This is a genomic window from Paenibacillus sp. sg306046 (genome assembly GCF_059821225.1).
This window is the reverse complement of sequence record NZ_JCAMRT010000012.1, coordinates 57,007-78,512: the sequence shown is the minus strand read 5'-3', so window position 1 is coordinate 78,512 and position 21,506 is coordinate 57,007. Positions and strand designations below refer to the sequence as shown.

19 protein-coding genes and 1 pseudogene are annotated in these 21,506 nt (G+C 55.3%); 9 read left to right on the top strand and 11 right to left on the bottom strand.

Annotation, left to right across the window (positions count from 1 at the left end; genetic code table 11):
- Nucleotides 1-284: 284 nt before the first annotated feature.
- From AC6ROY_RS14005 to AC6ROY_RS13995, 3 genes are all read right to left on the bottom strand, one after another.
- Nucleotides 285-2,672: a heavy metal translocating P-type ATPase gene (locus AC6ROY_RS14005; protein WP_500101150.1), complete on the bottom strand. Its 2,388-nt coding sequence runs from the start codon at nucleotides 2,670-2,672 to the stop codon at nucleotides 285-287.
- A gap of 260 nt (nucleotides 2,673-2,932) precedes the next feature.
- Nucleotides 2,933-3,496, bottom strand: a complete 564-nt coding sequence (locus AC6ROY_RS14000) for a hypothetical protein (protein WP_500101148.1) — start codon at nucleotides 3,494-3,496, stop codon at nucleotides 2,933-2,935.
- Nucleotides 3,497-3,704: 208 nt separating this feature from the next.
- Nucleotides 3,705-4,088, bottom strand: coding sequence for an O-methyltransferase (locus AC6ROY_RS13995; RefSeq protein ID WP_500101147.1), 384 nt, complete (start codon nucleotides 4,086-4,088; stop codon nucleotides 3,705-3,707).
- 243 nt (nucleotides 4,089-4,331) lie between these two features.
- Between AC6ROY_RS13995 and AC6ROY_RS13990 the strand changes: the two genes are divergently transcribed.
- Nucleotides 4,332-5,591 (top strand): methyl-accepting chemotaxis protein, encoded by a 1,260-nt coding sequence (locus tag AC6ROY_RS13990; RefSeq protein ID WP_500101146.1) that lies wholly within the window; start codon nucleotides 4,332-4,334, stop codon nucleotides 5,589-5,591.
- A gap of 161 nt (nucleotides 5,592-5,752) precedes the next feature.
- On the opposite strand, the gene AC6ROY_RS13985 is transcribed toward AC6ROY_RS13990, so the two are convergent.
- Nucleotides 5,753-7,540: a M3 family oligoendopeptidase gene (locus tag AC6ROY_RS13985; RefSeq protein WP_500101144.1), complete on the bottom strand. Its 1,788-nt coding sequence runs from the start codon at nucleotides 7,538-7,540 to the stop codon at nucleotides 5,753-5,755.
- A 171-nt stretch (nucleotides 7,541-7,711) separates the two neighbouring features.
- Here AC6ROY_RS13985 and AC6ROY_RS13980 point away from each other — a divergent pair.
- Nucleotides 7,712-7,861, top strand: a pseudogene (locus tag AC6ROY_RS13980) (YycC family protein); the annotation flags it as partial.
- A 125-nt stretch (nucleotides 7,862-7,986) separates the two neighbouring features.
- Nucleotides 7,987-8,229, top strand: a complete 243-nt coding sequence (locus tag AC6ROY_RS13975) for a hypothetical protein (protein WP_500101143.1) — start codon at nucleotides 7,987-7,989, stop codon at nucleotides 8,227-8,229.
- Nucleotides 8,230-8,374: 145 nt separating this feature from the next.
- Here AC6ROY_RS13975 and AC6ROY_RS13970 read toward each other — a convergent pair whose 3' ends face one another.
- Nucleotides 8,375-9,073: a DUF2225 domain-containing protein gene (locus AC6ROY_RS13970; RefSeq protein WP_500101142.1), complete on the bottom strand. Its 699-nt coding sequence runs from the start codon at nucleotides 9,071-9,073 to the stop codon at nucleotides 8,375-8,377.
- Between the two features lie 92 nt (nucleotides 9,074-9,165).
- Complete coding sequence (locus tag AC6ROY_RS13965) at nucleotides 9,166-9,555, bottom strand: globin domain-containing protein (protein WP_500101141.1); 390 nt, start codon at nucleotides 9,553-9,555, stop codon at nucleotides 9,166-9,168.
- Nucleotides 9,556-10,011: 456 nt separating this feature from the next.
- Here AC6ROY_RS13965 and spoVV point away from each other — a divergent pair, with 456 nt between their 5' ends.
- From spoVV to AC6ROY_RS13950, 3 genes are all read left to right on the top strand, one after another.
- Nucleotides 10,012-11,238, top strand: a complete 1,227-nt coding sequence (gene spoVV, locus AC6ROY_RS13960) for a dipicolinic acid transporter SpoVV (protein ID WP_500101255.1) — start codon at nucleotides 10,012-10,014, stop codon at nucleotides 11,236-11,238.
- Between the two features lie 51 nt (nucleotides 11,239-11,289).
- Nucleotides 11,290-13,878 (top strand): alpha-glucan family phosphorylase, encoded by a 2,589-nt coding sequence (glgP, locus tag AC6ROY_RS13955; RefSeq protein WP_500101139.1) that lies wholly within the window; start codon nucleotides 11,290-11,292, stop codon nucleotides 13,876-13,878.
- 253 nt (nucleotides 13,879-14,131) lie between these two features.
- Nucleotides 14,132-14,944 carry an NAD kinase gene (locus AC6ROY_RS13950; RefSeq protein WP_500101138.1) on the top strand — a complete coding sequence of 271 codons (813 nt, stop codon included), beginning with the start codon at nucleotides 14,132-14,134 and terminating at the stop codon, nucleotides 14,942-14,944.
- A gap of 96 nt (nucleotides 14,945-15,040) precedes the next feature.
- Here the strand turns inward: AC6ROY_RS13950 and AC6ROY_RS13945 are convergent, their stop codons facing one another.
- Both AC6ROY_RS13945 and lipA read right to left on the bottom strand, forming a co-directional pair.
- Nucleotides 15,041-15,937, bottom strand: a complete 897-nt coding sequence (locus AC6ROY_RS13945; RefSeq protein WP_500101136.1) for a YutD family protein — start codon at nucleotides 15,935-15,937, stop codon at nucleotides 15,041-15,043.
- An 18-nt stretch (nucleotides 15,938-15,955) separates the two neighbouring features.
- A complete protein-coding gene (gene lipA / locus AC6ROY_RS13940; RefSeq protein ID WP_500101134.1) occupies nucleotides 15,956-16,831 on the bottom strand; it encodes a lipoyl synthase in 876 nt (291 codons plus the stop codon).
- 168 nt (nucleotides 16,832-16,999) lie between these two features.
- Here lipA and larB point away from each other — a divergent pair, with 168 nt between their 5' ends.
- The 3 genes from larB to AC6ROY_RS13925 are packed head-to-tail and all read left to right on the top strand — an operon-like array spanning nucleotide 17,000 to nucleotide 19,605.
- Entirely contained in the window at nucleotides 17,000-17,893 is an 894-nt protein-coding gene (larB, locus tag AC6ROY_RS13935) for a nickel pincer cofactor biosynthesis protein LarB (RefSeq protein WP_500101132.1), read from the top strand.
- Nucleotides 17,890-19,092: a nickel pincer cofactor biosynthesis protein LarC gene (gene larC / locus AC6ROY_RS13930; protein ID WP_500101131.1), complete on the top strand. Its 1,203-nt coding sequence runs from the start codon at nucleotides 17,890-17,892 to the stop codon at nucleotides 19,090-19,092. The genes larB and larC overlap by 4 nt, the downstream gene beginning before the upstream one ends.
- A gap of 42 nt (nucleotides 19,093-19,134) precedes the next feature.
- Entirely contained in the window at nucleotides 19,135-19,605 is a 471-nt protein-coding gene (locus AC6ROY_RS13925) for a nucleoside deaminase (RefSeq protein WP_500101130.1), read from the top strand.
- A 347-nt stretch (nucleotides 19,606-19,952) separates the two neighbouring features.
- Here AC6ROY_RS13925 and larC2 read toward each other — a convergent pair whose 3' ends face one another.
- The 3 genes from larC2 to AC6ROY_RS13910 form a co-directional block, all read right to left on the bottom strand.
- A complete protein-coding gene (gene larC2, locus AC6ROY_RS13920) occupies nucleotides 19,953-20,429 on the bottom strand; it encodes a nickel pincer cofactor biosynthesis protein LarC2 (RefSeq protein ID WP_500101129.1) in 477 nt (158 codons plus the stop codon).
- Nucleotides 20,430-20,540: 111 nt separating this feature from the next.
- The gene (locus AC6ROY_RS13915) at nucleotides 20,541-21,017 is read right to left on the bottom strand and encodes an RNA-guided endonuclease TnpB family protein (RefSeq protein ID WP_500101254.1); all 477 of its coding nucleotides are present in this window, start codon (nucleotides 21,015-21,017) and stop codon (nucleotides 20,541-20,543) included.
- Nucleotides 20,909-21,310: a helix-turn-helix domain-containing protein gene (locus AC6ROY_RS13910; protein ID WP_500101128.1), complete on the bottom strand. Its 402-nt coding sequence runs from the start codon at nucleotides 21,308-21,310 to the stop codon at nucleotides 20,909-20,911. Before AC6ROY_RS13910 ends, AC6ROY_RS13915 begins: the two co-directional genes overlap by 109 nt.
- Nucleotides 21,311-21,506: the final 196 nt, after the last annotated feature.

Here is a 21,506-nt window from a genome sequence, read left to right as displayed (position 1 = left end):
GGGCGGCTCCTTCCGGAGCCGCTTTGCTCGCGGACAAGTTGCACAGGTATCGCCTTATTATAAACGATCCTGTCGCCAATTACCTCCCCTTCCTCGTTATATTCCGGATTATCCAGAGAGACAGAAAAGCCCGCGCTTTTAATCCGGATTGACCGGTTTTCACACAATTCCGCTTCGAGCCAAAAAACCTGCCGCTTACTCGACAGGTTTAGTGACATCTCTTCTGTTTCTTTCCTCGGTTGCAGCTCTGTAATCATTTGCCTTCACCGCTGTCCGGTTTTCTCTTAATGTTCTGCGTTCACCCGCAGCACCCGCATGGCGTTCAATACAGCAAGCAGCGTCACGCCAACATCTGAAAATACAGCCCCCCACATCGTCGCAATTCCGAATGCGCCCAATATCAGAAACAGCGCCTTGACTCCAAGCGCAAAACCGATATTTTGCCAGACGATCCGGCGCGTCTGCCGGGCCATATAAATCGCGGTCGGAATTTTGGACGGTTCGTCCGTCATGATGACGATATCCGCCGCTTCGATCGCCGCATCAGAGCCAAGCCCGCCCATCGCCATCCCGATGTCGGCACGCGCCAAAACCGGCGTATCGTTGATCCCGTCTCCGACAAAAATGATTTTCGCCTTCGCGGACTTCTGCCGCTCCAGCCGTTCAAATTGCTCCACCTTGTGCTGCGGCAGCAGCTCCGCGTGCACCTCATCCACTCCCAGCTGTCGGCCGACTGAATCAGCCACAGCTTTCGCATCGCCGGTCAGCATGACCGTCTGCCGAACGCCCAGCTGCTTCAAGCGGCGAATCGCTTCGGCAGCGTCCTCCTTGATCACATCAGCAATCAGCAAATATCCGGCATAAATGCCGGCAATGGCTACGTGAATGACCGTTCCCGCTTGCTCAACCGGCTCCACGGCAATGTTTGCCTGCCGCATCAGCCTGGCGTTGCCCGCCTGCACCAGTTGTCCGTGAAGCCGAGCCTGCACGCCATGACCGGCAATTTCCACATAATCCGCCAGCTCTGCCTCATTCAATGGCTTGCCGTAAGCCGCGCGGATTGATTCGGCCAGCGGATGGCTGGCATGCAGCTCCGCATGCGCAGCGTAATACAGCAATTCCTCTGCCGACCGCTGGCCCGCCGGTTGAATATCCGTGACGGCAAAAGTCCCCTTTGTCAGCGTCCCCGTTTTATCAAATACGACCGTTTCCACATCGTTTAACGCTTCCAGATAATTACTGCCTTTAACCAAAATCCCGGCCCGCGACGCAGCTCCAATCCCGCCGAAAAAGCCAAGCGGAATCGAAATCACGAGTGCACAAGGGCAAGAAATAACGAGAAACACCAGCGCTCTGTATACCCACTCCGCAAACGTTTGACCGCTCATCACAAGCGGAGGCACTACGGCCAGCAGCAGCGCCACGATGACGACAGCAGGCGTATAATAACGGGCAAACTTGGTGACGAACTTTTCAGTCGGCGCTTTTTTGCTGCTCGCATGCTCAACCAGCTCCATAATTTTGGAAACGGTCGATTCACCGAATTCCTTGGTAACCTCGACAGTCAGCACGCCGTTGTTGTTCATAAATCCGCTGAGCACGCTGCTGCCCGGCTCTACCTCACGCGGCAGCGACTCTCCCGTTAGCGCCGACGTGTCGACCATGGAGCGACCTGTGACTACGCGACCGTCCAACGGCACCTTTTCCCCGGGCTTGATGACGATCAAATCCCCGACAGCCACGTCCTCAGGCGCGACGCGCTGCAGCCCGTTCGCTGTTTGCAGATGGGCGTAATCAGGCCGGATATTCATTAATGCGCTGATCGAACGCCGGGAACGGTTGACGGCCATGCTCTGGAACAGCTCTCCGACCTGGTAAAAAAACATCACGGCCACGCCCTCCGGGTACTCCTGAATAACGAATGCCCCGACGGTCGCTACAGACATCAGAAAATATTCATCGAACACCTGACCCCGGCCGATATTGCGAAGCGCCTGCCAAACGACATCGCCACCGATCGTCAGATAGGCGGCCAAAAACAGCGCCAGCTCGGCCCACCCTGGCAAGGCGAAACCCCAGGCCAGCCCGCTGAAAAGTGCGCCAAGCGCCAGCCGCCACACAAGCGGACCAAGTCGTCCATGCCCGCCTGCATGGGAATGACCGGCGTGATCGTCATCGACATGCGTATGGTCGTCCAACGGCTCGTGACCGCCGCTTCCTGTCGTATATTCAGGTCCGTGTTCATGGCCGTCTCCGTGTCCATGACCTTTATGATGGCCAGCATTGCTAACGGTATGTCCTGGTCCATGATCATGGGCGCCACAGCAGCTTCCGTCAGCAGCATGCTCTTCGCCATGTGCAGCAGCTGACGACGCAGGCTGTGGAGCACGGCGCACCTTAGCCCCGGTGGAGCCGGCTGCCGGCCGGTGTCCTTTCGTTCTGATCCGGATATGTGGCTCAAGCCGAACAACCGCTTTCCGGACTTCGTCAACGACAGCTTCTTCTCGCTCACGATCCGTTCGCAAGGTCAAGGTTTGTGTCGCAAAGTTTACCGAGCATGCTGCAATGCCGTCGATTTTGCTTACACCCTTTTCGATTTTCGCCGCACAATTGGCGCAATCCAAACCGTCCAGCAGCAGCTCCCGCTGCACGGTCTCCTTGGCTGGTTCCATAAACGCTTACCTCCATTTATCAATATATGAATATACGTTCATATGTTGGTTTTTATTATATGCCTGGCTGGTTGTTTCCGTCAAGCTTGATTGCGCCCGTTTTTCTGCACACCGTCGGGCAACGCAAAAAGGCCCCGCATGGGAGCCTTTCCAGATCAGCCAATCACTAAGAAAACCTCGATCGAAGCCTTTCAAGGTTGAGCGACCGCAATTGCAGCGGTAGGTTTGCTATCGCCACCGGGAACGACGGCATCCACCGCCTACCGGCTTTTCAATCGTTCCACATCGCTTTTGACCCGTAACAAATCATTATTAATCACCTTAAATTGATGCTCGTACGTGATCAGTTCATTATTGACGACGGCCTTGTAGTCGAGCAGTGTTCTGACAATAAAGTCATCGGATTTGATATTCTCCGCATGTGCGGTATCCACCGCTGTGTTTAATTGCTTGATATCCGTCTGCATCACTGAAATGTCCGTCTTCATCGAAGACATCTCGGTTTGCATGGAAGACATCTCGGTTTGCATGGAAGACATCTCGGTTTGCATGGAAGACATTTCAGCCTGCATGGAAGACATTTGAGCTTTCATTACAGTCATTTCGACCTTCAGCTCTGCAACATCGACCTTCAGCTCTGCAACATCGACCTTCAGCTCTGCAACATCAGCCTTTAGGACAGCTACATCCTCTTTCACCGCAGACATTTCGACCTTCAACTCGGCCACGTCCGTCTTCAACTCTGCTACGTCGGCCTTTAAGACAGCCAGGTCACGGCTGTTCTTCTGAACTTCCTGCAAAATTTGCCTTAACAGATCCTCCAAATGAAATCACCTCGCCGAACAACAGGGTACGTTCAGTATACCATAACAGACCTCATACCTTCGAGCAGGAAAAGACCGGCACGAAACCAGCAAGCGCCAGCCTTTTCCCGCAGGGATCTAAATAATAGCGCTTTCAAAAAATAAAAGAAACAGTTGCTGCCTTAACCTTGCATCTTGAACTTTATAATAGCTAAGGGCTATTGCCTACCTACGATTCCTGATTTTTCGAGCGGGATGAGCCGAGCAAATTCGCCATGTTGTAATTCGATTCGAACGTTACGGAGGTGCACAACAAGTTTTGCCGCATTGCAAATTCAAACTGGATTTCTCCGTGCGACCATTTTTTCAGCTTCAGCGACTCCAAGGCTGTTTGCCGGAACGATAATTGATGGCTTTCCGACAAGCCACGGTCCGCTTTTTTCACTTCGGTTCCTTTACTTTCCAGAGGGAAAGCACGAATTCCGAATTTACCCACCATATTGTTGCGAATTTGAACAAACACAGTTCCCGATGTGAGCGTCGTTAATTCCTCCCTCAATTCCCGGAATACGAGATCCAATTGTCTGGCCAACGGAAGCTGCTCCAGAATCATAGACTAGCCCCTTTCATTTTATTATTTGGAATATATTGTATAACAGGCCTGTAGCGCCATTATAAGACAGAGTCGAAAAATGTTCAACAATGATTTACTTTATTCGCCAAAAAATTTAACATTTGGTCCTGAATCTTCCGACCTATTTCCCGTAGACCATTTGTTCCAGGTGATGATATAATTACCACAGGAAAAAACCATGCTAGTGAGTCATTAATCCTAGATTTTGAAGGGGCGTTGGCTATGAACTTATTTTCCTCCTTTTCGTTCAGATCAAAGCTTTACATGGGCTGCTATGCCATTGTAGGGCTGTTCTCCGTAGCGATGTTGTTTTTCATGCTGCGGGCGGACTCCGGGATCGTCTTGGGATTACTCGTCCTGGCGGCATTGATCGGCCTGACTGTTCCTTTTGTCAGATTTCTTGAGAGAGCGCTTACAGAACCGATTAGCGATATTTCCAGAGCAGCGCTCAATATTGCCAAAGGTGATTTTACGGCGAAAATCTCGCTCCGCTCCGATGATGCTTTGGGCGAACTCGCCGATTCCTTTAACAAGATGACCGAGAAGATGCGGGACATTTTAACCGACACGGGAAAAGCTTCGCGCGAGGTGTCGGACTCCAGCCGGGATATTTACCAACGCAACGAACGGATGAAAAAGGTGCTGGAAGAGGCTGCAACAGCCGCTAATGAACTCGCTGCCGGGGCCAGTCAAATTTCAGAGGAAATCGGCAGCGCCTCCGCCGCGACGAAGGACATTGAGCTGAAGGTAGCAACCTTTACCGGCTCGACGAGGGAAATGAATGCCCGCTCGGGCCATACGCTTGCGTTAGTTCAGAAAGGGCTGCAGTCGGTGGAAACCCAAAGTGAAGGCGTACGCAAAAACGTCGAAGCGACGGCTCTCGTTTCCCAGGCGATCCACTCCCTGGCCGAGTTAGCCAATGGCATTTCGACCATGACCCGATCTATTTCCGACATCGCCGAGCAAACGAATCTGTTATCGTTAAACGCTTCGATTGAGGCGGCCCGCGCAGGCGAGCATGGCAAAGGGTTTGCCGTTGTCGCTCAGGAGGTGCGCAAGCTGGCCGAGGAATCGACCACCTCAACCAAGGAAGTATTTGGTCTCGTGCGCAGTATTGAACAAAGCATTTCACAAGCGCTTTCATCAATGAAAGAAAACGAGCAAGTCGTGGAAGAGCAAACGAGGCTTATTGTCGAAACGGAATCCGTGTTTGCTGAAATCGTAAGCAGCGTTTCCTTTATCTCGGAGCATATTTCCGCGTTCGCCGGGGAAAGCGAGCAGATGCTGGCCAGCGCCCAGCAAATTTCTGCGACGATGGAAAATATCTCGGCCATTACCGAGCAATCCGCCGCCGGCACAGAGGAAGTGTCCGCTTCGATGAGCGATCAGATCGCCGCTGTGCAAGCCATCGTTACGCAGTCCGAGCAAATGACCCGGCTTGTTACCCGGCTGCAGCAGACGATGAGCATTTTCAAGCTGTAGCGGCCAAGGCAGGCCAGACCCGGCAAAAGCAACAGCAAACAGCAGCCAGGCAAGCTTTAGTCCGCTCACCTGGCTGCTTGTTAAAGCTTCGGATCGAAGCACGTTCGACGAGGCTGCATTTGTGGTTCCGAGGTAGCTTTTCGTTCGATACGGTCTGTAAATCAGGTCAGACGCAAAAACTCTTCCACATCCGCAACGGACAAGTCCAGCGCCCGCTGCCAGAAATCCGGCTTGCGCAAATCAATGCCGAGATGCTTCATCGCCAGATCTTCTACTGTCAAGCGTCCTGTATCGCGGAGCAGCGCGATATATTGCTCTTCAAACGCATCGCCCCGCTGCAGCGCCTCCGCATACAAGCCGGTGCTGAACATATAACCGAACGTGTACGGGAAGTTGTAGAACGGCACCTCGGTAATGTAAAAATGCAGCTTGGACGCCCAAAAATGCGGATGGTAGTCCTCCAGCGCATCGCGGAACGCCCGCTTCTGCGCACTCTCCATCAGCTCATTCAGCCGTTCGACGCTAACGAGTCCTTGACGGCGCTCCTCATAAAATTCCGTTTCAAATAAAAAGCGGGCATGAATATTCATATAAAAAGCGACAGACCGTTGAATTTTGTCCTCCAGCAAGGTCAGCCGTTCCGCTTCCGTTGCGGCCGCCTTCACTGCGGCATCCGCCACCACCATCTCGGCAAAGGTTGATGCCGTTTCCGCTACATTCATCGCATATTCCTGCGCAAGCGCCGGCAGGTCATTCATCACATGCTGATGATACCCGTGACCAAGCTCATGCGCCAAGGTAGCGACATTGGACGCCGTTCCGGCATACGTCATGAAAATCCGGGTTTCCTCCGAAACAGGAAACGACGTGCAAAAACCTCCAGGGCGCTTGCCATCGCGATCTTCCGCTTCAATCCACCGGTTTTCGAACGCTTTGACCGTAAACTCCGCCAGCTTCGGGCTAAATCGTTGAAATTGCTCGACGATCAACTGCGCGCCTTCATCATAAGTGAACGTTTGACTCCCTTCGCCGACTGGAGCCTCCACATCGTACCAGCTCAGCTTAGGCACGCCGAGCAGCTGCGCCTTGCGCTCCAGATAACGGACAAACCAATGCTTGCCGCCTTCGATCACATTCCACATCGCATCCAGCGTTTCCTTCGACATCCGGTTAATGTCCAGCGGTTCCTTATGAATGTCCGCCCAGCCCCGGCGCTCGTACAGCTTCAGTCGAAACCCGCCGAGATGATTCAGCGCATCTGCGCAATAATCCGCATGCTCCCCCCAAGCCGTTTCCCATTGACGAAACAGCCTCTGACGTACGTCCCGGTCTGCGCTATGCATCCGGTTGGCTGCCTGACCTGCGGATAATTCGGTAACCTTACCGTTTTCCTCGAATGGAAGCCTGAATTTGCTGACGGTCGTATTGTACAGCTCGCCCCAGCCGTGGTAGCCGTCAACCGCCAGATCGTTAATGAGCGCTTCCTGCTCCGGTGGAAGCTTGTCAGCCGCCAGCGCTCTGCGCTCCTGCAGCGGGTACACGATTTCCGCAACCTGCGGCTGCGCCAGCAGCGCGGTCCAAGCCTCTTCGCCGATTCGCGTCAGCAAATCATCGAACAGCGTTGACGCCGTCGCATAATCGGCTTCAAGGGTCTTGACTTTGCCCGCCAGCATCACTGCCCCCTTGTCATGCTGATTTTCGGCAGTGAGGCAGCCCGTGAAGGACCCGGCTTCGCGAAGCGACAGCAGCACAGCCTGCAGCCATTCGATGATCGGCAGCACATGCGCCGTTTCAGCGGCCGTCTGCGGAGCCTCAAGCTCGTTCAACCAACCCCGCAGCTCCGCCAGCTCGTGCTCCAGCTTATTCAGAAATGCCTGAAAATCAGCCGACTGGCTTCCTCCCGTAAAAAAACGGTTAAGGTCCCACGTTTGCGATAACGGATTTTGCATAACAATCACCGCACCTTTCAGCTCCAAATTTTTCTATTCGCTTCTATTTAACCACAATCTTGTCCGGAAGCCTATCCAGGCATCCAGGTTTCACCAAATTGCGGTTGAAAAGCATAGGCCGAGTATGCTTAAATGAAAGCGAACCTTGAACGGACGGGAGCGAACGAAGTGATGAGACCTTTGCAAATTTCCCCAGACACTGCACAAAAGCTTGCCAAGCAGCTAAAGGTGCCGCTGGAGCATCTCATGCATATGCCACAGCATATTTTGCTGCAAAAGCTGGCCGAGCTGGCTAACGCCAAGCCGGACGATGGCGCTGCCGCATCTGATGCCCCGGCCGACGCCGTCAAACAGGAGACGGATGGACAAGACACAGCAGACCGTTCCGGCGCAGCGAACGCTGACGCGGGCCGGGCAGCTGGCAAGCCGACCGCCGAGTAACGCTGATGATTCCCTTTGAGCGAACCTGGCCGTATGACCGCGTCGGAAAGGACTTGTTTATTCCAAGCTGCCCTTTCTGCGACAAGACGCATATTTTACTGCCGCTCGGGCTTCGTGAGCTGGACGAGCTGAAGGAAGGCATCAAAAAGCTGCTCGTCCTGCCATGCTGCCGCAGCAGGCTGACGCTTGTAGAAGCAGACGGCGATTACTTGCTTGCCAACCGGGCGTTGTCCCGCAAGGACAACTAGCCGGTCTGCCCGTGCAGCGAGCCGAAGGCGACCTCATCACGCGGATGATCGTTTTGGGGGCGGAAAGCCAGCGCCGTCTAGAGCGCCACGACAAAAAGCTTAAAGTACGCCTGCCGCCTCCGGCCGGAATGCTTTAAGCTTTTTTTCAGGCTTCCTGAATGTCCTCGCTCAGCTGCAGCTTGCGCTCCTCCATCTCTTCACGAACAGCCTGCCACTGCTCGCGGCACGCGCGAATCATCCCCGCGTCCATAATACGCTTGTCATTGACCACGCGGGAAAACCAGCGGACAGCTTCGTTGAACTCATCCAGCCGCCGATGCAGCTCGCCGATCAGATACATCAGCCGGGCATTGTTCATCTCGCCCGCTTCCGTCTCGAATGCCCGGATATATTCAGCCAGCGCATACCGAAGAAATCGCTTCTCCTGCTCGGCGTCGCCCTTGCTGCGATACAGCCACGCAATTTGATGCAGCAGGCTGGCTGTCAGCCTGGCCTGTTCATTGACTGCCTGCGAGCAGATCAGCGCGAGCTTGTAAGCATCCAGCGCATCCTCCCAGCGGCGCTCTCCGCTGAAATCCCGGTAGGTCCACTGCGAGCCGATCTTTTCCTGAAACAGCTTGCGCTGGAAGGGCGTCAGCATCGTCTTCGAATTTTCCGTCCCGGCAAAGCCGCATGACGGGCATACGCGCACGACGTAATGGTCGGGATTCACATCCTTATAGTGCAGACAAAAATCGGTGTCCGTTTTCACCGAACGCTTGAAGCTGGGACGGACCCGCGAGGACTTGAACTCAGTCTCGCATTGAGGACACTGCACATTGGCTTGAAATAACGGTTCTACCACAGCTTACCTTCCTTCTCCTCCGTAATCCGGTTGTTTTCTCATCTGATCTCTGTCTCAGGCTGAACAAAATGCTTCTCGCCTTCAGGCTCTGTCTAGCTGTTCACAAAATGATACGCCGGCCCCTTGAGCCGTTCCAGCACTGCCAGCTGCAGCTGCCGCTCCACCCCTGCTTCTGTCAAAGCCTGCTCCATGCAGCCCAGCCATGCATCGGCCCGCTCCTCCGTGACCGGAAACGGCAAATGACGAGCCCGCATCATCGGATGCCCATACTGATCTGAATACAAAGCCGGTCCGCCGAAAAATTGGGTCAAAAACAAAATCTGCTTCTCCTGGACAGGTAAAATATTTGCCGGAAACAACGTGCCGAGCAGCGGATGCTGCTGCACCTTGGGATAAAAGCAGCTCACAATCCCGCGAATGCCCTCGGCTCCGCCAAGCGCTTCATAAATGGTTAGCTGTCCGCCTCTTGTCTGTTCAGACATCTTTCCCCAACTCCTTCCACACCAAGCATTCGTCCGGGCAATCGCCCTTCGGACAGAACGTAAAAAGATGCTAACGCATACGCCCTAGCATCGTAAAAGGTAACAAAAAGCTCTTATCGCATGTAACGGTGCAGCGCGCCAGTTAATTATAGTCTTCTTCACCTGAGGTCATCAAGGTTTCCCTTATGACATAGACGAATGCACATACGAGAACTCCAGCAATAACACCCATCATAAGGATCACTCCCATTCTCATAGTAGTGCCATTGTACCATAAAACCGCTCAACATTCAGCACTTTTGTAAGCCTTCTCAATAATTTTGGCATTGCATGCGCCGCTCCGTACAAGCATGTCTTCGGTTCACCCGACATATACAAGAAAGACAGGCTTTTTCACGGAGAGGAAGTGATTGTTGCGTGCGCATCGCGAATCCCGCCTTGCTGCTTGTCGCAGGAATGGCTGTCCTGCTTGCCTGCCTGATACTCGCCTATCCGGAACCTTCCCTGCAAGCGTCCCTGAGAGGCATCTCGATCTGGTGGGATGTTTTATTTCCGGCGCTGTTCCCCTTCTTCGTCATCTCAGAGCTGATGCTGGGCATCGGGATTGTCCATTTTTTCGGCATGCTGCTTGATCCGCTGATGCGCCCTCTGTTTCGAATTCCCGGCATAGGCGGCTTTGTGATGGCGCTTGGCTTTGCCTCAGGTTACCCGGTCGGGGCCAAATTAACGGCCCAGCTTTACGAGCAGCGGCTGGTCAATCGGGACGAAGGCGAGCGGCTCGTTGCGTTCACGACTTCCTCCGATCCGATCTTTCTGATCGGCGCCGTCTCCGTCGGCTTCTTCCACAATGCCGCGCTCGCCAGCATGCTGGCGGCGGCTCACTACGGCGCGGCGCTGCTCGTTGGCCTGCTGATGCGGTTTCACGGAAGGCGGGCAGCGGGTAATGACGGGCTGCAGCTTCAAGAGGGCGGCGGCCAGCCGCCGCGGCGAAACGCCGGGCTGACGAAGCAGGCCTTTGAAGCGATGCACCGGGCACGGCTGCAGGACGGACGGCCGCTGGGCGTGATGGTGACGCAATCGCTTTCGTCAGGGCTGCAGATGTCGTTTGTGATCGGCGGGCTCGTCGTATTTTTTTCCGTTGTGATGGAGGTGATGGCCTCGGCGGGCGTGATGGCTTACATTTATGCCGGTGTCGATGCGCTGCTCCACAGCTTCGGACTTCCAGCCGCCTTATCCCAAGCGGTGGTCAACGGCTTCTTCGAGGTTACGCTTGGCGCCAAGGCGGCGGGCAGCGCGGCGGGCGTGCCGCTGATGTACCAGACGGCGATTGCCGCCTGGGTGCTGTCTTGGGGCGGCTTATCCGTGCATGCGCAAATTATCAGCGTGCTGCACCGGACGCCGTTCCGGTATACCCCGTTTGCGCTCGCGCGCTGCGTGCATGGATTGCTGGCCGCTATGCTGGTCATGCTGTTATGGAAGCCGTTTAGCCCCCTGCTTCTCCCGGTCAGCGCGGCCCCTTCAGCCATTGACATGACACGGCCGGTGACAGTCTGGGTTCATCACACGCTGCCGCACGCATTAGGGCTGCTGCTCGGCATGTTGGCTGCCCTGCTGCTGTTGTCGGTCTGCTGGCGCCTGCTTCAGCTGTGCATGAACCGGATTCGAACTTCGAATACTAGGTAGATCAGTCGGAAACCTGCGCGTCAACTATTATTTTGAATATGAGGTGACCCCATGCCCACGATGTATTCGATCCGCTCCACCCCTCTGCCCGCCGCAATCACGCGATTGTCCGAGCTCGCTTTGAACCTTTGGTTCAGCTGGAATGACAGCGCCCTGGCGTTATTCGAAAGTATGGACGGCGAGCTGTGGCGGCGGTCCCATCACAATCCCGTGCAGCTATTGGCGGAGTTGCCGGACGAAACGCTTGACCGGCTAGCCTCCGACACCTCATTTCTCAAGTCCTATGCAACGGTGCTGCAGCAGTTCGACGCCTACATGAACGCGGAGACGCGGTTCGGCCAGCAGCACCCGCAGTTGGCCCGCCAGGCGATCGCTTATTTCTCCGCTGAATTCGGCTTTCATGAATCGCTGCCTATTTATTCGGGAGGGCTTGGCATTCTCGCCGGAGATCATTGCAAATCCGCCAGCGACCTCGGCGTGCCTCTGATCGGTGTCGGGCTGTTGTACCGCAGAGGTTATTTCCAGCAGAAGCTGGACGCCAAAGGCTCACAGCTGGCGGAGAGCCTCCATTACGACTTTAGCCGGCTGCCGATTCGGCCTGTGCGGACCGCCGTTCCGTCAAGCGCTGACGAAGCGGCAAATGCCGACGCGAATGTCGCGCAGCCGGACAACCGGGAGCTGGTCGTAGCTGTAGAAATCGCCGACCGGATTGTCCAGGTCAAGGTGTGGCAAGCCTTGGTCGGACGCATCCGCGTGCTGCTGCTGGATACCGATGTAGAGAGCAACAGCCCGTGGGACCGGGAGCTGACCGCCCAGCTGTATGGCGGGGGGCAGGATGTACGGATTGCACAAGAAATCGTGCTGGGCATAGGCGGCGTTCGGGCGCTGCGGGCGATGGATATCCCGACCGGGGCGTTCCATATTAACGAAGGCCATGCGGCGTTCCTGTCCTTCGAACGGCTGAGGGAGCAGCTTGACCGGGGATTGCCGTTTCATGTCGCGCTGGAGGTTGTCCGTGCCAGCACGGTATTTACCACCCATACCCCGGTACCGGCCGGGCATGATGCGTTCCCGCTCGCTATGTTTGACTTCTATTTCTCCCGACTGCTCGCCGGTAAGCCGTCCTTGCGTCATGATCTGACCAATCTCGGATTCGACGGACAGCGGGGAACGTTTAATATGACCTATCTGGCACTGCATACATCAGCGCTGCGCAACGGAGTCAGCAAGCTGCATGGTCATGTGTCCCGCGAAATGTTTCGTTCCTTCCACGGTCTTATGGACGTACAGGAGGTACCGATTGCCCATATTACCAACGGCGTTCATCTCGACACATGGCTGGCGCCGGAGCTGAAGACGCTATTTAACCGGTTCCTGCCGGGCAATTGGTCGTTGAACCAGACAAACCGCGATGTATGGCGCGCCATCGACCTGATTCCGAATGAAGCGTTGTGGAACGTGCATGAGGAGTTGAAGGAACAGCTGATCCGGCTCGCACGCGCCAATTTGCTGGAGCAGCGACGCCGCAGCGGCATGAGCGAAAGCGAAGCCCAGGAAGCGCGCGGCTGGCTGTCCAAGCATACGCTGACGATCGGCTTTGCCCGCAGGTTCGCAACCTACAAGCGCGCCCAGCTGATATTCAGCGATTTGCCCCGGCTTGACCGGCTGGTCAACGATGCTCGCCGCCCCGTGCAATTCATTTTTGCAGGCAAAGCGCACCCGGCCGACCGTCCCGGCCAGGATATGATCCGGGAAATTCACCGAGTATCCCAGCTGGAGCGGTTCAAGGGCAAAATTGTGCTGCTGGAAAACTATGATATTTATGTCGCGCGCGCGCTTGTGCAGGGCGTCGATGTGTGGCTGAACAACCCGCGGCGGCCATACGAGGCGAGCGGTACAAGCGGACAAAAGGCGGCGCTGAACGGCGTCATCAATTTCAGCGTGCTCGATGGCTGGTGGGAGGAAGGATACGACGGCAGCAATGGCTGGAGTATTGACTCGGATATTCATGCCGATTCGGAAACGCAGGAACGCCAAAATATTCAGTCGATCTATCAGGTGCTGGAAGCCGAAATTGTGCCCTTATATTACAATCAAGGCGCGCTGCCGGCGCAGTGGGTCGGGCGGATGAAACGTTCGATCCGGACGCTTGCCCCCGTTTATAATACGGACCGGATGGTTACCGATTATACAACCGGGGCCTACGTGCCGACGCTGCTGCGAACCCAGCGGTTTTTAGCCAATGCGTATGAAGAAGCACGCAAGGTCGCCGACTTCAAAAAATTTATGCTGGACAACTGGCATCACGTCCGCGTTATTGAGGTTAACGACGCGTTGTCCGGCAGCAAGCAGCTGACAGCCGGCACGGCCATGAAGGATGCAGCGGCAACGATTCAGTTCGGGCCGATCTGGCATCAGGATACAGCCGTTGAGCTGATTTATTACGAAGACACGCCTGGCGGCTGGCAGCAGGTCATTACGCCTATGGAGCTTTCCCGCCAGTTGAGCGAAGGCGTATGTGTATACGTGGCCCGCATTCCGGCGCATCTCCGGCACGGCGCTCACTTCAGCATCCGGGTATATCCTGTCAGCGCCAGCTTCGCCAGCCCGTTCGAGCTGCCGCTGGTGAAGTCGTATTAGGCTGCGCTGGCCTCTGGCAGACAGCAGCAGCCGCTCCGCGATCCCGCGAGGCGGCTGTTTGCTGCTCGCACAGCCAGTACAGTCGCCCGACGGCATGTGACGCGCACATTGTGTTCTCCGGCCAGATTGTTTATGATGGATGGGGACTGGCTTTTGATAAAAGCCTGGAGCTTATAGAAGCAGCTTTCTGCTGAAAGCTGGGGCGCTCCCTTACGGAATAGCTTTCTGACAAAGCTTGGAGGAGGACAACCGGTTGAAGTACAACGTCGTTCACCGTGGTGACGAAACATCCTTTCAATTGATGAATACGTTCCATCAGCTGATTCAGCAGCGGGGACTGACACATGAGGAGGACAATCCGGATATTGTGCTGTCGATCGGCGGGGACGGCACGCTGCTGCATGCGTTTCACCGGTATAAAGACCAGCTCGACCATATCGCATTTGTCGGTATTCATACCGGCCGGCTTGGTTTTTTCGCTGACTGGAAGCCGGATGAAGTCGAGCTGCTGGCTCAGCTGATGGGCGAAAGCGCACAGCAAAACGACCTGCGCGTCGTGAAATACCCGCTTGTGGAAATTCAGATTACAACCGCAAACGGCATTGAAACAGAGCTGGCGCTAAACGAATTTACCATTAAAGGCGTCGATGCGACCTTGGTCGCCGAGCTGCATATTAACGACGAGCTGCTGGAGACGTTCCGGGGAGACGGCATCTGTATATCGACCCCTTCAGGCAGCACCGCGTACAATAAAAGCCTTGGGGGTGCCATCGTTCATCCGTCGCTTGACACCATTCAAATCGCCGAAATCGCTTCGATTAACAATCGCGTGTTCCGGACGCTCGGTTCGCCGATTTTGCTGCCCAAGCATCATCATTGCGATATGTATCCGCGAGCGAATCAAACAATTATTTTATCGCTGGACCATGTGTATATGCAGCGCAACGATATTTTGTCGATTCGCAGTATGGTCGCCGCCGGTAAAAAGGTAAAGTTCGCCCGTTTCCGCCCGTTTCCGTTCTGGAGTCGGGTACGCGAAGCGTTCATCGGTTACGATATGATGTAACGTGACCTGCGGCATCAGGCTGTACATAGGTTTAAACCGAAACAAGCCCCTGACGCTTCGCCAAGGCGAAGCGTCGAGGGCTTGTTTCGGTTTACCTCACACGCGAGACGATTCCGTTTTCGGTTTGGGGCCGGTATTCGGGTTCGTATGCGAGTTAGCCTTCGGTTGAGGCTTGTTTGCACGCGAATTCGGATGGCCGCCGGAGCGCCCTCCCGTATGCGGCCGCTCCGCGCGGTCCGGACGATCGCCACGCTCTGGACGATCACCGCGCTCAGGGCGATCTCCACGGTCTGGACGATCACCACGGTCCTGACGATCGCCACGCTCTGGGCGCTCTCCGCGATCCGGACGATCGCCGCGCTCATGACGGTGCGTCCCTTGCTGCCCCTGTCCCAGGCGCTGGGGTCCGCCGCCGGACTTGCCGTCCTTCTGGCGGAAGCCGCCCGACTTGTAGCCGCCGTTTGGCTTGCCGGACGATTGATCTTGCTGATGCTTATCGTGCTGCCCGCGCCCGCCCTGCTGGCTCCGATTGTGCCGCGGGCCTGGACGCTCGTGCGGCTTCGCGTTTTCGCCGGTTGCCGCCGACGTCTGGACGGTGGCGACCTGACGGGCCGCGATCTGCTCCTTGCGCTCCTGCGCCCGGTGCTGACGCGCCCCTTGCGCCTGCTCGTATTCTTCCTCGGCTAGCACCGGCTCTCCCTCGGAAGGAGCAAGCTCGCGGGTTGCAACCTTCTCCAGAATAAAGTAGGCGCAGCCGAAGTTGCAGTATTCATTCAAATAGTCGTGGATGGTTGAAATAATCGTATCCTTCGTTCCCTTGGGATGCGTATCCTTGAAAAATCCTCTAAGCCTCAGCTGACTGTAGCCCCAATCTCCGACGACATAATCGTAGCGATCCAGCACCTCGCTGTAGCGGTCGCGAAATGCATCAAGGCGCCAGCCGTTCTTGTGATCGACAAGAACCTCATATGTTTTGTTCGCAATATGGATCACGATTTATGCCTCCCCTGGTTACGACTGCTGAGCGGATTTCACCTGATCATGGGCATGGTAGGAGCTGCGGACCAGCGGACCGGACTCGACATGCTTGAACCCGCGTTTCATGCCTTCCTCTTTTAATTCGGCGAATTGTTCCGGCGTATAATACATGCTGACCGGCAAATGCTGCAAGCTCGGCTGCATATACTGTCCGATGGTGAAAATATTGCAGTCTATCGCGCGAAGGTCGTCCATCGTCTGCAAAATCTCATCCCATGTCTCGCCGACGCCGAGCATAATACTGGACTTGGTCGGGATCGAGGGCGCAATCCGCTTGGAGCGCTCCAGCAGTTCTAGCGACCGGCGGTATTTAGCTCGGGCTCTGACCCGATCTGACATCCGTTCCACCGTCTCCACGTTATGATTCAAAATATGCGGCTTCGCTTCCAGCACGGTGCGCAGTGCCGCCTCATCTCCCTGAAAGTCCGGAATCAGTACCTCGACGCCGGACAACGGCAGACGGGCGCGGATCGCACGAATCGTCGCTGCAAAAATCGAAGCGCCGCCATCCTGCAAATCGTCGCGCGCCACCGAGGTAACGACGACGTGACGCAGCCCCATTTTCTCCGACGTTTCGGCGACACGCTCCGGCTCCTGCAAGTCAAGCTCCGTCGGCAGCCCTGTTTTCACCGCGCAAAACCGGCAAGCCCGGGTACAAATATCGCCAAGAATCATAAACGTCGCCGTCCGATTGGCCCAGCATTCGTGAATGTTCGGACACTTCGCTTCCTCACATACCGTATGAAGCGTTTTATCGCGCATCATGTTTTTGATTTCTTTATAAGACTCACCGTTAGCGAGCTTGGTTTTTAGCCAGGCCGGCTTGCGTTCCACTGATGATGTAGCCATAGTTTCCCTGCTTTCCTGCTAAAATGCGGAGCTCTGCATGTTGTTTGTTACCCATTATTATAACATGAAACGACGAACAATCTATACCCTGTGAATTTCACTCGGTTTGGAAATATGCTACACTAACGAGGAAGTGTACCATGTTTCACTTAGGAGGACCTGCTTTCAATGATGAATGTGGACCATATACTTAAGCTTGTGCAATCCGGAGATCTCGATGTCGCCGAAGCAAAACGGCTGCTGGAGGAAGCGCTGGCTGCGTCTGCGGCGTCCGGGCCCGCAGCCGTCGTCAGCGTGGACGGGCAGCCGCAGCGGCGTGACGAAGCGGTTGCGCCAGCGGCGGAGGCGGAGCTCGCCTTTGCCGGAGGCTCTGCAATCGACGATTCGCTAAGCTACGCCCAGCTTGATGTGCGCCGCGCCGAGCGGACCGGCTTCCCGGAGGTCGTCTATGGCGAAGGCAAATCCGTCGAGCAAATTGCTGCCATCATGGAACGGCTGGGCAGCCACAACGGCCGCGCACTGGCTACGCGGGTGAATGCGGACAAGGCTGCCCATCTGCTGGAGCGGCTTCCAGGAGCGGTTTACCATGCCGAGGCCCGCGCGATGATCTGGCAGCCGGATGCGGCAGCCAGACCGGTGGACAGCGGCGGCCTGATCGCGGTCGTTTGCGCCGGAACGTCCGATGTTCCGGTCGCAGAGGAGGCGGCCGTGACCGCCGAATATCTCGGCTGTCGTGTTGAACGAATTTATGATGTCGGCGTCGCTGGCATTCACCGGCTGTTCCGCCGCCTGCCGCAAATCCGCCAGGCTGACGCGATTGTCGGCGTCGCTGGCATGGAGGGCGCGCTGGTCAGCGTACTAGGCGGGCTTGTGTCCGTGCCGATTATCGCCGTTCCGACAAGTATTGGCTATGGAGCCAGCTTTCAGGGCGTAGCCGCCCTGCTTACGATGTTAAACGCCTGTGCGCCGGGCATTTCCGTCGTAAACATCGACAATGGCTTTGGCGCAGGATACAACGCAGCCTTGATCGTCAAGAATCGGACAAAGAGGGATGAGCGATGAAAATTTTATACCTGGACTGCTTTTCCGGCATCAGCGGCGACATGACGCTGGCTGCTCTTGTAGATGCAGGCGCAGATCGTGCTTATATTGAAGAAGAGCTGAATAAAATTAAGGTCGAGCCTTTCCGTATCGAATGGAAACGGGTCAATAAAAAAGGCATTTCTTCATTGAAAGCGGATGTGCTGCTTGACCCGTCCCACCCGCCGCAGCATCATCGCCACTACTCGGAAATCGTCCGGATGATCGAGGGCGCAGGCTTTAATGAGCGAGTCGTCAAGCTGAGCTTGAGTATTTTCGAAAAAATTGCGATCGCCGAAGCAAAAATCCACGATATCCCGGTTGAACGCGTCCACTTTCACGAGGTCGGCGCGATTGATTCGATTGCCGATGTCATCGGCGTCGCTCTGGCGCTGGATTCATTGGACATTGATAAGGTACTGTCGTCGGCCGTTCCGCTCGGATCAGGTACGGTTCAGTGCGATCATGGCATTTATCCGGTTCCCGCCCCCGCTACGCTGGAAATGATGCGCGGCTTGCCGATCGCCACGACCGGCTACTCGCTCGAAATGACTACCCCGACAGGAGCCGGCATTATCGCCGGTCTGGTCGATGAATTTGCCAAAGGGCTGCCGCCCATGATCGTCGAATCCATCGGTTATGGGGCCGGCACACGCGATTTGCCGAATCAGCCGAACGTACTGCGGGTCGTCATCGGGAAGGCGGACCCCTACCTGAACAAATGGCATGTGCATCATGATGATCTGCGCCACGAGCACAGCCATACGCACCATCATGAGGAGCACCATCATCATCATGGACACGGTCATTCGCATGACCACCATCACGGCGGGCATGGGCATGACCACTCTCATGACCACCATCACGGCGGGCATGGGCATGACCACTCTCATGATCACCATCACGGCGGGCATGGGCACGACCACTCTCATGATCACCATCACGGCGGGCATGGTCATGACCACTCTCATGATCACCATCACGGCGGGCATGGTCATGATCACACTCATGACCATCACCACGGCGGGCATGGGCACGACCACTCGCATGACCATCATCACGAGGAGCAGGAGGAGCAGGAAGAAAATGGGCAGCTTCATGCCAATGCTCCAACACTCAAGCTGAACCATGGACATGGTCTTCACCACCATCACGACGAGGAACGTCACGAAAAGCACTAATTCCATGTAAGGGATCGACACGATTGCAAAGGAGAGGTGCAGATGAATCACGAGCATTTTATGCAGATGGCTATTCAACTCGCTTACGACAACGTTGCTTCGGGTCATGGAGGTCCTTTCGGCGCCATCGTCGTCAAAGACGGCCAAATCATCGGCAGGGGACGTAATGAGGTAACCTCCTCTTGCGACCCGACCGCACATGCGGAGGTTCAGGCCATTCGCGAGGCATGCCGGCAGCTTGGCAGCTTCCAGTTGGACGGCTGCACCATTTATACAAGCTGCGAGCCGTGTCCGATGTGCATCGGAGCCATTTACTGGGCGCGGCCGGATGCCGTATTTTTCGCTGGCACGCAGCGGGATGCGGCCGAAATCGGCTTCGACGATCATTTTATTTATGAGCAAATCGCCTTGCCGCTGGAGCAGCGCTCACTGCCGATGCAGAAGCTCTCCTCCCCGGAAAGCCTCAAGCCGTTTCAGGCATGGCGCAGCTCGGTTCAAAAGGTTGATTATTAAGGGGAATAACCTTACGACAGCTTAACAGCTGCAAGCTATGAACAGCACTAAAAACACGTCAGCCGATCTGACGTGTTTTTGCTGTTGGGCATGAATGATCCGCCTGCTTAACCGTACAGCCGGTTAAACATTCGGCAGCTTCATCGTTCACCCCGTTGAATACGTAGGTGGTTAAACACGTAACCATGCTGACACATCCGACTCCCCTGTTTCCCACTCCGGCCTGCCGCGGGACCGTTTGCTTGCCAGCGTGGTACGTTGGACGGCTCGGAGCGCTGGCTGTTCGCTAGTCGGGACCGCTGGTTGTTCGCCATTTCGGAGTTGGGAAGGCTGATGTTGGCTACTGGCTATTCGCTATGCTGCTCCAGAAACTGCCGCCGCACCTCATCATAAACCTGCTTCAGCGGCACCTGATGCGCCCGGGCGACCCCTTCGCATTCTTTGAATTCCGGAGCAAACTGCACCAGCTTCCCCTGATGAAAGGCCGCCTTGACGTGCAGCGGTCCCCATGCCGTTTCTACGGCAATAAATTGCCGCCCAAGCCGGTGGCACTCGGCCCGCAGGTAGCGCAAGCCAATCGTCGTCGTTTCCGCAAATACAATCGCTTCCAGCTCGCCCGCCTTATGCTCATCGGTTAATACGTTCAGCATGACGCCGGGACGCCCTTTTTTCATAATGATCGGGACCCAATACACGTCATTGGCTCCGGCCTCCAGCAGACGATCTGTAATATAAGAAGTAAACTCCGGGTTCATGTCATCCAGATTGGCCTGAATAAGCAGCATTCCGGGGTCCACGTGCTCTTCACGATGGTTAAATAGCATCCGTATTTCCCTCCTCCTCAACATCTTATCAAACCTGGCACAGGTTGAACACTCCTCCGCTTAGCTAGCGCTTGAAGCAGAAAATTCTTGCAAACAGAAGCCTTCGGCTTCTTATGAGCAAGCAACCCCTACGGTTCCCGCAGTTTCACACGATATTGCCATAGCGACAATATTACGTGCGGCATTGACATCTAGATCATGGTGAATTCCGCACTTTTTGCAGACCCACTTGCGTACGGACAAGTCTTTGACTTCAGAATGGAGATGACCGCAATCATGACATTGTTGACTTGTCGGTGCATAGGAAGGAGCTTCTTTAATTGTTCGCCCATACCATATCGCCTTGTCATGGAGCTGCCTGCTCAGTTCGCCCCAAGCGGCATCTGCAATCCATTTTGTTAACTTATGATTCTTTAACATGCCCGCAATGTCCAACGTTTCCAGGCAGATCACTTGGCTCTCGCGAATCCACCTTGTCGTTAGCTTGTGCAGATGATCACGACGGCTATTGCATATCTTTTCATGGTAGCGAGCAACCTTCTGTTTGGCCTTGCGCCAATTGGAGCCGCCTGGCGTGCGCCGCGACAGTCTTGATTTTGCTTTTTGAAAAAGCGATCAAAGCTGTCTGCGACATGGCGAACCGCGGATTGCATTGCGATGCTATCGACTTCGCTAAGCCAAAGCAATTTACGTTTCAGGGCAGGAAGCTGTGCTGCGCAAGCTGCATACGACAACCCTTTTCCCATTTTGGCAAACGTATCGTTCCACAGAGACAGGAAGTGATTGAATACAAATCGCGCGGATCCAATCGTCTTGCGGAACAGCATTACTTGTTCCGGCGTTGGATACAAACGAAACTTGAAAGCCTTGTGATGAAGCATTGCACACAGCCTCCTTCCACATGCAGATTTTCATAGCCAATCATAGCACGTACGTTCGTATAAAGCCACCTCACGATTTGTTTCCTACCTGAAGAGTCTGAGTTTTCTCGCTAAATCTGATAAAAAGCCAGCAGTGCGCGCAAGCTAACGTTATCTACTATATTCGATGCGCGAGCATGCGCAACCCAAGCAGCGG

Excerpts from the sequence above, each read along its gene's own strand:
- glgP (WP_500101139.1), top strand. The coding sequence starts at position 11,290 with ATGCCCACGATGTATTCGATCCGCTCCACCCCTCTGCCCGCCGCAATC.
- spoVV (WP_500101255.1), top strand. The coding sequence starts at position 10,012 with ATGGCTGTCCTGCTTGCCTGCCTGATACTCGCCTATCCGGAACCTTCC.
- AC6ROY_RS13995 (WP_500101147.1), bottom strand. The coding sequence starts at position 4,088 with ATGATTCTGGAGCAGCTTCCGTTGGCCAGACAATTGGATCTCGTATTC.
- larC2 (WP_500101129.1), bottom strand. The coding sequence starts at position 20,429 with ATGCTATTTAACCATCGTGAAGAGCACGTGGACCCCGGAATGCTGCTT.
- AC6ROY_RS13975 (WP_500101143.1), top strand. The coding sequence starts at position 7,987 with ATGATTCCCTTTGAGCGAACCTGGCCGTATGACCGCGTCGGAAAGGAC.
- AC6ROY_RS14005 (WP_500101150.1), bottom strand. The coding sequence starts at position 2,672 with ATGGAACCAGCCAAGGAGACCGTGCAGCGGGAGCTGCTGCTGGACGGT.
- larB (WP_500101132.1), top strand. The coding sequence starts at position 17,000 with ATGATGAATGTGGACCATATACTTAAGCTTGTGCAATCCGGAGATCTC.
- AC6ROY_RS13910 (WP_500101128.1), bottom strand. The coding sequence starts at position 21,310 with ATGCTTCATCACAAGGCTTTCAAGTTTCGTTTGTATCCAACGCCGGAA.
- AC6ROY_RS13990 (WP_500101146.1), top strand. The coding sequence starts at position 4,332 with ATGAACTTATTTTCCTCCTTTTCGTTCAGATCAAAGCTTTACATGGGC.
- AC6ROY_RS13925 (WP_500101130.1), top strand. The coding sequence starts at position 19,135 with ATGAATCACGAGCATTTTATGCAGATGGCTATTCAACTCGCTTACGAC.
- lipA (WP_500101134.1), bottom strand. The coding sequence starts at position 16,831 with ATGGCTACATCATCAGTGGAACGCAAGCCGGCCTGGCTAAAAACCAAG.
- larC (WP_500101131.1), top strand. The coding sequence starts at position 17,890 with ATGAAAATTTTATACCTGGACTGCTTTTCCGGCATCAGCGGCGACATG.
- AC6ROY_RS13965 (WP_500101141.1), bottom strand. The coding sequence starts at position 9,555 with ATGTCTGAACAGACAAGAGGCGGACAGCTAACCATTTATGAAGCGCTT.
- AC6ROY_RS13985 (WP_500101144.1), bottom strand. The coding sequence starts at position 7,540 with ATGCAAAATCCGTTATCGCAAACGTGGGACCTTAACCGTTTTTTTACG.